Source organism: Hydrogenophaga sp. 5NK40-0174, assembly GCF_040372165.1.
GTDB lineage: Bacteria > Pseudomonadota > Gammaproteobacteria > Burkholderiales > Burkholderiaceae_C > Hydrogenophaga.
In genome coordinates, this window is the sequence record NZ_BAABWG010000003.1 from 411,397 (window position 1) to 425,111 (window position 13,715).

Consider the following 13,715-nt stretch of genomic DNA (forward strand, 5'->3'; position numbering starts at 1 on the left):
GTGGAAGTTTGAGTCAGCTGGCAACGGAACAAGATCGGGGCGCTTGAACCATTTCGGACAAGAGCAGGAAGGAAAGGCCTTTGCCATGGCGGTCGAGGTACAGGCTGCTGTTGACGCCACCGCCCAGCACTTCGTCGATGACGAAATTGATCGCTGCGATGTTGGGCAAGAGGTAGCGCTGCACGGCTGTGGGCTCGCGATGGGCGAAGCAGGCCAGAACCCGCGCCTCCGTCATCTGATCCACCAGATAGGGATAGGCCTCCTGGCGGTAGCAAATCACGGAGATGTTGATGCGGTTGCCTTTGTCGCCGGTACGCGCATGGGCGAGCTGGTACAAGGGCAAGTCAATGCTGTCTGGAGCTGTCATGCGGTCGCCTCCATCATGGTGACCCTGGGGTGAAATCTGTCGCGGAGAGCAAAGACGGAGGTCGATTGCATCAGCGGAACGATGGAAGTTCTCACGCCACCGCCTCCGGCTGGCCCGCAAGTGTAGAGAGCATCCAGTTCGTTCAAGGCCCTGTTGACCACCTCCCGGTCACTGGCGCTCACCGCCATCCGCACACGCACTTCCGCAGCCGGTTGAGTTTCGTGTGCCCTGAGCATGTGTTCACCTTCGCCGTTGAAGACACTGGCCACGCCAATCAGGTCAAAGTGACTCTTGAGTGGCAGGTCGCAGATCGCCAGGCGCTGCCGGAGAATGTCAATGGCCAGCATTCCGCGGGCCTGTGCGTTGTGGCCGGCGTATGAGATCTCTCCCTCGCCCATGTGTCCGCCGTCAAAGCACAAGGTGGCTTTGAGCGTTTCCGGTCTTGGCAGACCCCTGGCGCCCGTGACCCTGACCCTGTCGGGCGCGATGTTCTGGACGCGCACTCCGCTCAGATCCAGGGTGACATCGGGTGTCAGATAGGCGGACGGATCATGAATTTCATAGAGCAACTGCTCCTTGACCGTCTGCTCTGTCACGCACCCGCCCGTGCCGTCGGGCTTGGTCATGACCAGCTCGCCAGAAGGCGTCACTTCCGCGATGGGATAGCCCACCCGCGCCAGGTTCTCCACGTTCTTGAGACCTGGGTCGGCAAAGTAGCCACCCGTCACCTGAGCGCCGCATTCCAGCAAGTGCCCCGCCAGCACGCCTGCGGCCAGCCGGTCCCAGTCGTCATCGGGCCACCGGAAGTGATGCTTCAAGGCGCCCAGGGCCAGCGCCGGGTCGGCTACTCGTCCCGTCACAACGACGTCAGCGCCCAAACCCAAGGCGTTCGCGATGCCGTCGGCACCCATGTAGACATTGGCTGAAACCAGCGCGTTCGGCGTGATCTCCATGTGTGGATGCCTGGGCATGCCGAGGATCTGACGGGCGTCCATCTGCGAGAGCATGTCATCACCGGTCACGGCAGCCACGCGAATCGACGGGCACCCGACATCTGCCGCGATGCCCCGGATGAACCGTGCTGCACCGAGCGGGTCGGCCGCACCAAAGTTGCCAATGATGGGAATGCGGTGCGCATGGCACGCGGCGAGAATCGGCGTGAGCAACTGCCTGAGGCCTTGAAAGTAGCCTCCGTCGGCCTGTGTGCGTCGCCGCAATTGAGCCAGTGCCAGGGTGCGCTCGGCCAGCATCTCGAAGATGAGATAGGACGGGCGCCCACTGTCGATGAGCGCCTGCACCACAGGGCCCGGCGCGTCGGGCCGGTCGCCCGCGAATCCGGCGCCACATCCGATCAGCACGCTTTCGCTTTGCGCAGCGTCGTTCACATTGTCTCCAGATCGTTGTTCGTCGCAGGGTCTGTTTGCAAGACCTCGTGCGTTCTTGTTTCTGGTCACGAAATCTACGCGCCCGGTCATGATCTGTAAAATCGAATATTCAGATCATTTCATTTGCAATGCAGATCAATCTCAATACCCGCCAGTTGCGCGCCTTCCTGCACCTTGTTCGGGAGAAGAGCTTTACCCGGGCGGCGGCGAGCAGCTATTTGTCGCAACCGGCTTTCAGCGCGCTCATCCGGCAGCTGGAAGATGACGTGGGTGTCCGCCTGTTTGACCGCACCACCCGGCAGGTCGAGCTGACAAGAGAGGGGGAGGAGTTTGAAGTCTCGGCGAGGCGCTTGCTCGAAGAATTCGATCACGCCATGTCCGAGGTTCGGGACAGCGTCGCCATTCGGCGAGGTCGGGTGTCCATTGCGCTCTTGCCATCGCTCGCCGCCGATTGGCTGCCCCCTGTTCTGGCGCAATACCACGAGCAGTTTCCTGGCGTGGAGCTGCGCATTGCCGATGTGCTGTCTGAAGCCTGTGTTCAGGCTGTGAAAGCCGGGCAGGCGGACTTTGCCCTGGCCGCCACCCGGGTCGATTCGCGGGAGCTGCAAGCGGAGCTGTTCTGCAGTGACCGGTTCCACCTGGTCTGCCGAGCAGACCACCCCTTGGCGACCAGCCCTTCTTTGCGACCCAAAGATCTGGCGCAGTGGCCGTTTGTTCAACTCTCGAGGACCTCCAGTGTTCGCCAGCATCTGGACGCTGCCATGCACCCCAACACACTCAGGCAAATCCTGGAAGTTGACCAACTGGCCAGCGTCAGTGGCATGGTGTCAGCCGGTTTGGGGATCAGTGTGGTGCCGGCGCTGTCTCTCTATCAGTTTCAGTCTCCAGAGCTCGCTATTCGGCCATTGAACTGGAGGGGGTTGAAGCGCGACATCTACCTCATTCGCCGCCGTGAAAAGTCGCTGTCCATTGCTGCCCAGCGGTTCTACGAATGGGTGATGGCGAACCGCCCCAAATCCCGTCTGGTTTGACCCGCCTGCCTGGTGGTCATGGATGCATCTCCATCGCGCGCAGAACCGGACGCGCTACGGGCTAGGAGAGAAAATTCTGAAGTGTTCTGAGAACTGCTTCAGGCGGCCCAATCGGGTGAATGGGCCGAAACAGGTCTCAAACAGCGGGTTCAGAGCTCAAAACCGGCATCAAACAGCAGTTTTGGTCTGTCACGCCATGCGTGACAGACCTTGCAACGCCTTTGCATGGCCCAGAGGTGAGCGGGCGCTCGCCGGTTGTTAAGATGGACGAGTCGAATGTCCAGAAGACGAGAACAGCGGACAGGGAGAAAAATGACCATTCAACCTATGCTCAAGGTGCGCGACCTTGAAAGTACCAAAGCCTTTTATCGCGACAAGCTCCGCTTCCGGGTGTGTGATGAATCCCCGGAAGCCACACCTGATGCCATCTGCAAAGCCCGCCTGGGTGGCGCCACACTGACCTTCACCACCGCCGACCTGTGGCCGGGTGAACCGGGCATGACGGGCATTCTGTACGTTCATGTGGATGACGTCGTGGCCTACTACGCGCAGGTCCATGCCAGCGTCACCGTGACCTGGCCTTTGCAAACCCGCAGCGACGACACCAAGGAATTCGGTGTGCTCGATTGCAACGGCTACACACTGGCCTTCGCGCAGTCGCCGAGCAACTGAGGAGTCAGCCAGCATGCCGGAAGAAATCGCAGGTGAGTTGTTGCGGCCAGTCTTCAGGCTTATCGCCTACATCGTTGTCGAGATCGTCTTCGAGCTTGCCATCAAAGGCTTGGGATACCTGTTGTGCCGCCCTTTCTCCAGAGATCTGGATCCCGATGGCATCATGGTCACAGTGGTGGGCTTGCTCGCCTGGGGCGTGCTGATTTCGCTGGGCGTTTTCCTGTGGCTCCGGTGAACAGCGCCTTTCCTGAGAGGCCCGTCTTCTGCTGTCTTTTCCGTCTACTCATTTCAGTCTCCTTATCTTCTTCTTTTCCTTCGACGCGTTATGGACAGGCATGCGATTCACCGTGCGAGTCTCGAGCTCTCCGAGCACCTGGAAAGGCTCGAAACCCTGCTGTTGAAGCAACCTGAAGGCGAAGACCGGCGCGTGATGCTTCGAGCGGTGCAAAAGCTCGCCAGCCAGGTCGACATTGATCTGCGCATTCCTTTGGAGCGCGCCATGCAGACGCTGGCGCCACCAGAAAGTGCCGGTACAGGAGGGCAAGCGAACAGCAGCGGTGACGGCAACGCTGAACACGAGACATGGGTGCGTTCGCTGGGTGCTGAGGAAGTGGCCCGGATCGATGCGCAACTGCTGGACGCATGCTCTGACCAATGGCGGCAGGCGGCGCGCCTGGCAGGCACGGCGGTGGCTTCGTGGCCAGATCTGCCGATCAGCTTTTTCGCAGCGCGGCTTCAGGCGCTGGCGCGGCAGGGCAAGCTGGAAGCCCGGGGCGACCTGAGTCTCATGCTGCACAGCGAAGTTCGCCGTCAGCCATGATCAGCAAGGGTTCAGTGTGTGGCTCAGTGAACCGACACGCCCGCATCCCGGCAGACGTTCAACAACTGCTCCTGCGTTTCACTGGCGAGATCTGTCAGCGGTAGCAAGGAGTGCCCACCGTCGCGATACGCCAGGACCCACACCGAGCGGAGTCGCCAGACAGACTGCACCCGCGTCCATGGCACCAGCGCGTCGCCTGCGGGAGAACTGATGCTGAGATGCTCGGCCGTGAAAGCCATCTGCGCTGGCGAGCCCGACATGGCGCCGAGCACGCGCAAGCTGCGTCGCAGTGGCACCCAGTACGACGCTGCCATGACCAGAAGTGAAATCAGGGAGGCCGAGCCCATCACGCCGACCAGCCAGTCTGTGCGGCCATGCTGCCACGCCAGGGAAGCCGCCGCCGCGCCCACCGCGATGGTGACCACGGGCCAGACGACACCGACCTGACGCCACCAGAACTCGCGCGTGCCACGCCTGACCACGTCGGCCGTGTAGTGGAGCTCGGTTGTGCTCATGCCTGAATCATGCGAGATCAGTCTTTGGCTGCGCCCGGCTCCGTGGTCGCGGCGTCCTCGGCATCTGCCGGTGCTTCAGAGGATTCATCTGCCTGGTCTGAAGCATCATCGGGTGGCGTGGTGTCGGCGGTGCCGAAATAAGGGTCGCCATTGTCATCCACGATGCAAGCCGTGATCTTGTCGCTGTATTCGTCCAGCAGTGCGTCGTCGTCCCCTTCTGCATCCACATAGGCGTCCCACTCAGCCTTGTACTTCTCCTGACAGGCATCGAATTGCGCCTCGACAGCGGCGATACAGGCCTTGTCTTCTTCGCCGCAGACGGCCTTGAGGCTGACCTTGAGCATTTCGGTGGCGGCCTTGTCAGCGAGCATGTCGCAGCCGGCCAGTGTCAGCAAGGAAGCGCTGAGCAAAGAGATGGAGATGTTGCGCAGTGTCATGGGTGATCTTCGGGGAGAGGGAGTGACAGCCCGCGGTTCAAACCAGTCGAACGTTCGAAAAGAAAAAAGAGCCCCCGGAGGACCGGAGGCTCTTTGAAGTATCAATGCCCTTGCACGGGCATCAGGCCGAGCATCAGTTGCCCACCTTGAGGCGACCACCCTTGCCGAGACCGCCCTTGACTTCCTGTGCCTGGTAGTTGCGCAGGGAAATCACCATGCTGTTGTAGGCGTCCACAAACGCAGCCACAGCAGCCTTGCCCTCAGGGGTGCGTGAGAAGCCGCCGAGCGAGCCGGCAGCGCCGCCACCGAACGCGCCCAGTGCCGCACCATAGTTGGTGGCGGTGGCGTTGCCTTCGGAGATGGCCAGCTGGATGCCGGCGCGGATGTCATACATGGTCAGGGTGACGACGGAAGACTTGGTCTCCAGGCCACCTGCAATGGCGCCCACCGTACCACCGATCAGGCCACCCAGTGCGCCGGCCACTTTGCCGGTGGACTCGTTGTCGATGATGATGGCTGGCTCGAGGTAGTAATCGGCCGCGACGCGCTGGCCCTTCTGCTGCTTGGAGCCGGCACGGAATTCACCCGAATTGCGCTGCTTGTCGGTGATGCCGGCGAGCTTGGCTTCCGTGCGGTTGTTGCCGATGGACGTGATCACGAAGCAGTTGGACTGCTGAACAGCCAGACGGATCAGTGGCTCGATGGTGGTGACCTTGGTGGCACGGCCGAAGCTGCCATACCACTCCTTGCCGCGACCGTCATCGACCGCCAGCGTGCCCAGCGGCGCGTCGCAGCGCTCGAGGTTGGAGTTGGCGTTCACGCTGGCGCCACCAGCAGCGCCACCGGTCGCGGCAGTGCCACCGCCACCAGTGGTGACCTTGCCACCAGGCGTTACACAGCCAGCGAGGGCGAGGGCACCGGCCAGAGCGGCCAAACGGATGGAGACAGAAATCTTGCTCATGAAAGTCTTTACCTTTTGCTAACGAACGGATCTACGAGATGACGTCGGAAGTGGGATTGGATGGGTTGGCCAACGGCTCCCTACCGACTGAGAAAACCAGAATGCCCATCGCGTCATGAATCAGAACGGACGAAGGGCCTCTGCATTGACACCGGTGCGGTGAGGTCAGTGGTGGTGCCGGTGCGCCCAACCCCGCGGGCCCCAGTGCCAATAGTAAGGGTAACCACTCCACCACCAGCCGTACCAGCCGGCGCGGTGGGCCTCTCGCCACTGGTACATGGCTTGCTCATCTTTCTTGCGGGCGTTGGCCTCGCGCATGAGTTTCTTGGCTTCCTTGTCGCCATTGTCAGCGGCCATGGCCAGCCACTTTTCGGCTTCCTGTGGGTCGGGGCCCATTTCTTCCACGCCCATCAGGTAGAAGCGGCCCAGCGCGGACTGGGCTTCAGGCACGCCCTGGTCGCCCGCTTTGCGCATCCATTCGATGGCCAGGTACGCGTCGCGCGGGACACCATCACCACGGAAATATCGCAGGCCCAGGTCGAATGCGGCTTTGGGATCTTTCTCGGCAAGCTCGGTCAGCTGGGCTACCCGGGCCTCCTGCTCGGGGTTGCCGGGCTCGTCCTGCCACGTGGCCGAGCTGCGATCGCGCTCGGAGCAGCCCGAAGCATCGCAGATACGAACCGGCGCTTCAGGCCCGGGGCCTGCTGCGCAGCCTGCCAAGCTGCCAACCATCAACAATGCAATCAGACGATTCATGATGTGCACCTCCCTGAAAAAATGAAGTTGGAGTTTCAGTTTTCGTAACTCTTAAGTATAAACCTGTGTGACTTTTTTGGCACATCCTGGTCTGCGCCGGAAGGTAAAGATGAGCGGTTCTTCCCCCCGTTGAATGACGAAACAGGGGGAAAGCGGGTGGCGGGAACTGCGCGGACAGGAAGCTGCACCCTGCTGTGGAGAGGCCGTCCTCGTGGCTGATGCCCGCTGGCGCGCCGGGCCGTTGCTTCTGCGGACATCATTCTGGCGGTGTTGCGCCTGAACCTCACAGGCGATCGATGGCAGATTGCGCCAGTTCAATGGCGACGCTGCGATTGCGTTGGTCGTCGTCAGCCAGGCTGGCCATGGTGACCATCACATAGTGGTCGACCAGCACGTAGAGCGTTGAAGTGCGACTGTCCCAGGCGGCAGCCTTGCCCACGCCCTCCACCGCCTGCATGGGGGGACGGTTGGCAGCACCCATGAGCATCTTTTCGGCCATCTCCTGCTGGTCGCGAGGCATGCCCTGGTAGCGCCTGGAGGCGCGCAGGCCTTCCAGCGCCTGCTGCACGGCAGCGGGGTCCGGGGCTTTGAGGTGCTGCCGCCTGAAATCTTCTTCTGTGGTGCTGACGCGCACCGCGGGCTGGAAGATCTGGATTTCGTCATCCACGGGCAGCCTCAAACCCGTGGGCAGTTGCCGCTTGCGCGAGCTGGACCAGGCGTAGTGCAAGCTGTTGACGGGTTTGTCGAGTCGATTGCGTTTGGCCTTTTGCGGGTCGAGCCCGGTCAGGCGTGCTGCATCGGCGGGCGTGAGCAAGGGGTCCAGGTCCAGGATTGGAACAGCCTTTTCTGATCGGGCGTTGGCTTGTTCAACGGCGTCGGCAGCGGATCGTGGCATGGCGGCTGCGGTTTGGGTGGTGTCTTGGGCGTTGTCGCTGCAACCGGCCAAGGCTACGAACAACAGGGTCAGACCGCTCAAGGTGAAAGGGCGAATCAAGGTGCGGAACTTCATGGTGTGGGCTTGGTGTGGGCTTGGTGTGAAAGTGGAGTGCACCGGAGCGCAGGTGCGGGTGCAGCGCAGGCGAGGTGATCAGCGCAGTCGCTCGACCACTTCCACGCGACGATTGAGCTCGCGGCCTTTTTCGTCCCGGTTGCTGGCCACAGGAGAGAGCGATCCGACGCCCCGGGCCATCAGGCGCTGAGGGTCAATCTTTTGTGCCTTCAGGTGGCTCATCACAGCTTCTGCGCGCGCTTGCGAGAGCGTCTGATTTGCGCTGAAGTCGCCGGTGTCGTCGGTGTGGCCCACGATGTAAACACGCAGTTTCGGGTTGGCTTGCAGGTACTGGGTCAGCAAGCTGAGCTCCGCTGTCGACTCAGGACGCAAGGTGGCTCGGCCGGTGTCGAAGCGGATGCCATAGAAAGGCACGCGCCCGTCGCTTGCCATCTTGTCGGTCAGCGTGTCCAGGTTCAGGCTGACCTGGCCCGATTGAACGGCTTCTTCTTCCACGACCTCCACACTGATGTGTACCGGGCCATCGGCCTTGCTGACCATGCCGATTTCGACAAAGGCGTTGGCGCCGTCTGGTGTGCTCAGCTTGGCCACCAGATAGCGTTGGTCGGCGTTGTAGGCGTCGAGCGGGAAGTAGTGATCGTCAGGGCCATTGCCGCCCTTGTGCTCACGGGAAAAAATGGTTTTGAAGAACTTGGCGGCATGCCATGAACTGGTGCCATCGCATTCGCCGCCTTTGCATTCGAGCAGGACCTGGGCCTTGCCCGTTTTCATGGCATCCCGGAAGTTGCGCATGAGTTCCGCTGTCGTCTTGCCCTTGGGTGCGCGGTAGACGATGGCGGTGTGGCGCCCGGCGGCGGTCACGAATGAGCTGGGCGGCTTGTCCTCTTTGGCGGCGCGATCGGGGAAGCGGATTTCGTTGAATTCGCTGGTGTAGTAGGAGACGATGTCCGAGCCGGGGAAGCGCGAAATGAGCGGATGGTCTTCGGCGCCGTTGACGTCAGCCGCCGTTGCGGTGAACGCGCTCAGGGCAAGAGCGGTTGCCATGAGCAGACGACGGGAGTCGAAGGCAGAGAAATGAAACATGCGTGAGCCTGCAGAGGGTTGCGAAGTGATGTGAAACGAACGAGCCCAATCGAGACGAAATGAGGCCAAATGAAGAGCGCCGGGAAGTGGATCAAAAGCGCCAACCCGCACCCACGCGGACCAGGTGGTGCTTGCTGGAGCCGACAGCGAGCCCGCCATTGATCACGACAGATCCGATCTGGCGTGCATAGGCCAGGCCCAGGGCAGACTGGCCGCGGTAGCTGGCCAGGCCAACGTTGAGAGTGGATTCGCCTTCGCCATTGGGGGCCATGGGCACCAGCTCGGCGGCCTGGGCGATGCCTGCCGACGTTTCCTTGCGCAAGGTGCTGATTTCGCCGTTGGTGTACTGGCGGGCTGCGTCCAGCGTGCGGGCATCGCCCGAATCGGCGTAGGTGCGCGTGTCAGCGGCCACCTGGTTGGTGTACTGGTTGGCTTGCTTCAGCGTTCGGGCATCGCCGGCGTCGGCATGGTCTTGTGCCTGTTGCAGGGTGCGTGCGTCACCCCGCTCGACCGCTTGTTGCGCGTTGTTGCTGGCGGCCCTGAGCTGGGACACGTTGACCGCATCGCTGTCTTCAGTGCCCGCAGCCACGCCGGTGACCTGGCGGTACACCCCGATCTCGGCGTCTCCGACGCTGACGGCACCACGGGTGCCGGTGGTGGCGTTGATCGCGTCGCGTTGGGCTCGCGTGGATCCGGTGGGCACGTACCCGGCGGTCCCGGCAGCGCGGTTGGCGGTGCTGTCGGTTCCCAGTGCGACGCCGTTGTCGACCGTGACCCAGGTGTTCTGGCCCAGGGCGGTGGTGCCGTTGGCACTGGTGAAGCCCCGGCCGGCGCTGGTGCCGATGGCAATGTTGTCGTTGCCGTTGGTGCTGCTGCCCGCGTCGTGGCCCACAGCGATGTTTCTGTCGCCAGAGGTGAACCGACCCGCGTTGGTGCCGCTGCTGGTGTTGTGATTGCCGGTGACGTTGTTTCCGGCGCCATAGCCGGTTGCATTGTTGCCATCCCCTGTGACCATGCGACCAGCCCAGCTGCCACTGGCACTGTTGTAGTCGCCCTGGACTTCGTAGCCCGATGAAGTGCCACTGGCGCTGTTGTTGTCGCCAGTGACCTGCTGGCCCGCACTGGTGCCGCTGGAACTGTTGTCATCGCCGAAGACGACGCGGCCGGCCTGCGAGCCACTGGCGCTGTTGCGGAGACCTTCCACGATGCTGCCCGATGAAGTGCCACTGGCCGAGTTGCTGTCGCCGGTGACCTCTTGTCCGGCAAAAGTGCCGTTGGCGGTGTTGTTGTTTCCAATAACTTCTCGGCCGGCGCGGGTACCGTTGGCGCTGTTGTTGTCGCCGGTGACCTGCTCGCCCGCACGGGTGCCACTGGCCGAGTTGGCGTTGCCAGTGACGTCTTGCCCGGCAAACGATCCGACGGCGCTGTTGTTGTGGCCGGAGACGGTCGTTCCTGCCAGGGAGCCGTTGGCACTGTTGTAGGTGCCTGACGAACCGTGCCCGGCACCGAGCCCTACCGAGGTGCTGCCGTCGCCACCGGCGTTTGCGTTGTCACCACAGGCAAGAGCGTTGATGCCAACGGCCGTTGCGCCACCGTTGCCGCCGCCGCTGAATTCACAGGTGGACTGGGCTGCGGCCGGGTTGCCCCATGTCAGCAAAACCGCCACGACGGCCGATACCATCGTGCTTGGGAAGCTGATCCGCCGTTGATGGGGGCCAAGGTTGAGGCCTGGGGAAGCGGAGAGGAGGTCGGCGTTCATATGTTGGGAAATCAATGATTCAAGGGAACAGGTCATGGACAAGGCGGCTTGAGGTATGCACGTTTCCTGTGTGACCTGCGACAATTCCTGCAAGGGTAAGTAACAGGTGTTCATTCGTCAGGACCCCGTACCGGGGGGGCGAGCCCCCCTGACCAGGGGGTTGACAGGGCGAATGGCGATTCCCGGCCGGTCTGTCAGGCACGAAAAAAAGGTCGCTCCGGACAGAAGAAAGAACAAGGGGTGAGCAGTGACAAACGACAGAGTGCCGACGTCTCACGGGCTGACGGGGCGCGTCCTGGTACTGGAGGACCTGGATCAACCGCGCGCATGGTTGTGCGATCTGGTTCGCACGCTGTTCCCGGCGGTCATTGCCGTGGACGAAGCGGCCACTCTGGCACAGGCGCGCGAAGTGGTTGGTTCGCACCAGCACGATCTGGCGCTGCTCGATTGGGAGCTGCCCGATGGTCAGGCCGAATCCCTCATTCGCCATATCTACCTCAACAGCCCTTCCACGCTCATCGTGGTGAGCACGATTCACGACGACGACGAGCGCGTGTTCTCGGCGCTGAGGGCTGGCGCTCAGGGCTATGTGCTCAAGTCACAACCCCGCGACATGGTGGCCTCCCAGTTGCTCGGCATCGAGCGGGGCGAGCCACCTTTGTCGCCTGTGATTGCCCACAAGGTGTTGGCGTACTTCCGTCAAAAGGGAGGGGCCAGTGGGGGACTGCCAACTGCCAGCGTGCCTGCGCAGAAGGCGGCAGAAGAAATGGCGGATGAGGTGACGCTGGCGCCGCGAGAGCTCGACGTGCTCCGTCTGGTCGCCAAGGGCTATCGCAATGCGGAAGTGGCCGAGCTGCTGGGCCTGACGACAAACACCGTGGGCAGCTACATCAAATCCATCTACCGAAAACTGGGGGTGTCGTCGCGTGCCGAGGCGGCGCTGGAGGCGTCACGCCTGGGTCTGGCGCGCTAGGCCATTGGCACCCAACGCCAGCATCAATCTGAGCTGCGTACCGCCCAGCGCTGTGCTGGGGCCCACATACAAATCGCCGCCGAGGCTGTGTGCCCTGGCGCGCAAACTCTCCAGTCCCATGTGGTTGCCGCCTGCGTAGGTGTGGCCTGGATGGAAGTCGGCGGGAATCCCTGTGCCATCGTCATCCAGTGACAGTGCCAGCCAGTGCCTGTTTTCGATCTGGCAACTCAGGCGCAGGCGCCTGGCATGCGAGTGCTTGAGCGCGTTGGCCACGCCCTCCCTGAGCAGGGCTTGCACCACGCTCAGGGCTTTGGCGTGTGCAACCAGTTGATCGAGCGCTGGTTCCGTGTGCCATTCCAGCGTCATGCCGGCTTGAGCCAGCGGACCGGCCCATTCGTCGCGCCATTGCTGCAAGGTTTGGCCCAGCGTGTTCTCGACGCTGTCGGGCTGGCTCAGGCCCTGGAGGTCAGAGACGCTGGACTGGAGCAGTGTCACCAGTGTGGGCTGGTCCAGTGCATGGCGTTCGACGCCGCGCAATGCTGTGATGAGTCGCGCGCCCAGCGTGTCGTGCAAGTCCCTCATGACCTGTTGGCGCTCCTGGTGGCGTGCTTCTTCCTGGCTTGAAAGGGCCACGGCCTGGAGTGATTGGCTCAGGGCGGCAGAGAAGGCCGCCAGCTTGTCTGCCAGTTCCGCCCGCACGACCTTGGCTTGCGCCAGTTGTCTCAGCACATAGTCGGCCGTGACGATGCCATAGGCCAGCACCAGCGCGCTGAATCCCCATGCGATGAGGGTGCCGTTCAAAGGGCTGGTCCAGCCCAGCGCCATGCCGAGATCGTGCAAGGAGCCGCCCAGCAGGAACAGGTAGCCCGAGAGCAGTGTCCAGGCGCGCCAGCTGGCCAGGGTCTGGCGTTCACGCAGCAACAGCCACACAATACCGAGCAAGGCCGTATTGCCGACGGCCACCACCGCCAGGCGAATGATCTGTGCGCCAGCCCCCCAGGTCACCACGGCGATGAACATGACCTGGAAGATGCCCCAGGCCGCCAGCAAGAACGTTTGCCAGCGAGGCGTCAGACGATCGACCAGGGTGAGGGTCAGGGCAGTGGCCGCTGCTACGAACTGGGTAACCAACCAAGGGTTGGACAGCTCGAATAGCACTGGCGGCAGGGGAATGACCGATGCGCTGTACAGCGTTTCACGCACCCCCAGGCTCAACGCCATGGCGCCAAAGAAGAGCAGGGCTTTCTGGTGGCGTTTGAATGCCCAAAGAATCAAGGCGAGCGCGCCCACGGAAAGGGCCTGGATCTGGCCGATCTTCACGGGCAGGGAAAGCTCGTCATATCGCCGCAGGTGGTGGACGATCAAAGGCTCTGCGGGGCCTTGCCGTGCGTCGATCAAGCCGTAGGGCATGAAGCTGGGCGCGACCAGTGTGATCTGCGCTGTCTCTGCACCCGTGGGCAGCCGGAACAGCATCGGGCTGCGACCATTGAGGAAATGGCTGGTGTCCTGGCCGCTTCCGTTGGCTGAGGCTGCCTGCAGGGGAAGCATGGGCATCAATGACTGCTGACCCACATGGATCTGATAGGGCGCACCGGCGCGCATCAGCCACAGGGCGCGGGGTGCATGGTCGGCCGCAGGAACCAGGGGCAGTTCGTAGACGATGCGCGTGCCTTCCTGACTCCATTCGCGGGCAAGTCGGTCCGGCAATTGCACAATGTCTTCGGCCAGCAACTGGTTGCCGCGGTACACCTTGCGCTCAGCGCTCAGAAGATGGGTTACTTCGTCCGTTGGGAAAGGGGCCGTGGCGCCTGCCCTGGCCAGTGGCCACAACAGGCAGGCCAGGACGCACAACAAGACATGTATGCCGTGGTGGGCACCCATGCCCATGCCAAAACCATTGCGAAGAAGGCAGCGACGGCGAGGGCGAATCTGAAAATGCATGCCTGC

Annotated in this window: 15 protein-coding genes; 5 read left to right on the forward strand and 10 right to left on the reverse strand. The window is 62.4% G+C overall.

From position 1 onward, the window contains the following. Positions 1–13: 13 nt before the first annotated feature. Both ABWV89_RS11445 and ABWV89_RS11450 read right to left on the reverse strand, forming a co-directional pair. Positions 14–367 carry an AtuA-related protein gene (locus ABWV89_RS11445; RefSeq protein ID WP_353396743.1) on the reverse strand — a complete coding sequence of 118 codons (354 nt, stop codon included), beginning with the start codon at positions 365–367 and terminating at the stop codon, positions 14–16. Further along, positions 364–1,752 (reverse strand): acyclic terpene utilization AtuA family protein, encoded by a 1,389-nt coding sequence (locus ABWV89_RS11450; RefSeq protein ID WP_353396744.1) that lies wholly within the window; start codon positions 1,750–1,752, stop codon positions 364–366. Before ABWV89_RS11450 ends, ABWV89_RS11445 begins: the two co-directional genes overlap by 4 nt. 128 nt (positions 1,753–1,880) lie before the next feature. On the opposite strand from ABWV89_RS11450, the gene ABWV89_RS11455 reads away from it, so the two are divergent. The 4 genes from ABWV89_RS11455 (at position 1,881) to ABWV89_RS11470 (ending at position 4,275) form a co-directional block, all read left to right on the forward strand. Beyond that, positions 1,881–2,783 (forward strand): LysR family transcriptional regulator, encoded by a 903-nt coding sequence (locus ABWV89_RS11455; protein WP_502903197.1) that lies wholly within the window; start codon positions 1,881–1,883, stop codon positions 2,781–2,783. Positions 2,784–3,095: 312 nt separating this feature from the next. After that, entirely contained in the window at positions 3,096–3,455 is a 360-nt protein-coding gene (locus ABWV89_RS11460; RefSeq protein ID WP_353396746.1) for a VOC family protein, read from the forward strand. Positions 3,456–3,468: 13 nt separating this feature from the next. After that, positions 3,469–3,690 carry a hypothetical protein gene (locus ABWV89_RS11465; RefSeq protein ID WP_353396748.1) on the forward strand — a complete coding sequence of 74 codons (222 nt, stop codon included), beginning with the start codon at positions 3,469–3,471 and terminating at the stop codon, positions 3,688–3,690. A gap of 162 nt (positions 3,691–3,852) precedes the next feature. After that, on the forward strand, positions 3,853–4,275 hold the full coding sequence (locus tag ABWV89_RS11470) for a DUF3658 domain-containing protein (protein WP_353396750.1): 423 nt from the start codon (positions 3,853–3,855) through the stop codon (positions 4,273–4,275). 23 nt (positions 4,276–4,298) lie between these two features. On the opposite strand, the gene ABWV89_RS11475 is transcribed toward ABWV89_RS11470, so the two are convergent. The 7 genes from ABWV89_RS11475 to ABWV89_RS11505 all read right to left on the reverse strand — a co-directional run bounded on the left by ABWV89_RS11475 (position 4,299) and on the right by ABWV89_RS11505 (position 10,795). Next, positions 4,299–4,790, reverse strand: coding sequence for a hypothetical protein (locus ABWV89_RS11475; protein WP_353396752.1), 492 nt, complete (start codon positions 4,788–4,790; stop codon positions 4,299–4,301). A gap of 17 nt (positions 4,791–4,807) precedes the next feature. Then, positions 4,808–5,227, reverse strand: coding sequence for a hypothetical protein (locus ABWV89_RS11480; protein ID WP_353396753.1), 420 nt, complete (start codon positions 5,225–5,227; stop codon positions 4,808–4,810). A gap of 133 nt (positions 5,228–5,360) precedes the next feature. Further along, complete coding sequence (locus ABWV89_RS11485; RefSeq protein ID WP_353396755.1) at positions 5,361–6,188, reverse strand: hypothetical protein; 828 nt, start codon at positions 6,186–6,188, stop codon at positions 5,361–5,363. Positions 6,189–6,353: 165 nt separating this feature from the next. Next, positions 6,354–6,944: a tetratricopeptide repeat protein gene (locus tag ABWV89_RS11490; protein ID WP_502903198.1), complete on the reverse strand. Its 591-nt coding sequence runs from the start codon at positions 6,942–6,944 to the stop codon at positions 6,354–6,356. Positions 6,945–7,227: 283 nt separating this feature from the next. Further along, on the reverse strand, positions 7,228–7,953 hold the full coding sequence (locus tag ABWV89_RS11495) for a hypothetical protein (RefSeq protein WP_353396757.1): 726 nt from the start codon (positions 7,951–7,953) through the stop codon (positions 7,228–7,230). Between the two features lie 78 nt (positions 7,954–8,031). Next, positions 8,032–9,036 (reverse strand): OmpA family protein, encoded by a 1,005-nt coding sequence (locus tag ABWV89_RS11500; RefSeq protein ID WP_353396758.1) that lies wholly within the window; start codon positions 9,034–9,036, stop codon positions 8,032–8,034. A 91-nt stretch (positions 9,037–9,127) separates the two neighbouring features. Beyond that, positions 9,128–10,795: a YadA-like family protein gene (locus tag ABWV89_RS11505; RefSeq protein ID WP_353396760.1), complete on the reverse strand. Its 1,668-nt coding sequence runs from the start codon at positions 10,793–10,795 to the stop codon at positions 9,128–9,130. Between the two features lie 247 nt (positions 10,796–11,042). On the opposite strand from ABWV89_RS11505, the gene ABWV89_RS11510 reads away from it, so the two are divergent. After that, on the forward strand, positions 11,043–11,768 hold the full coding sequence (locus ABWV89_RS11510; protein ID WP_353396762.1) for a LuxR C-terminal-related transcriptional regulator: 726 nt from the start codon (positions 11,043–11,045) through the stop codon (positions 11,766–11,768). On the opposite strand, the gene ABWV89_RS11515 is transcribed toward ABWV89_RS11510, so the two are convergent. Beyond that, on the reverse strand, positions 11,745–13,709 hold the full coding sequence (locus ABWV89_RS11515) for a sensor histidine kinase (RefSeq protein ID WP_353396764.1): 1,965 nt from the start codon (positions 13,707–13,709) through the stop codon (positions 11,745–11,747). The two genes, ABWV89_RS11510 and ABWV89_RS11515, sit on opposite strands and share 24 nt — an antisense overlap. Between the last annotated feature and the right edge of the window lie 6 nt (positions 13,710–13,715).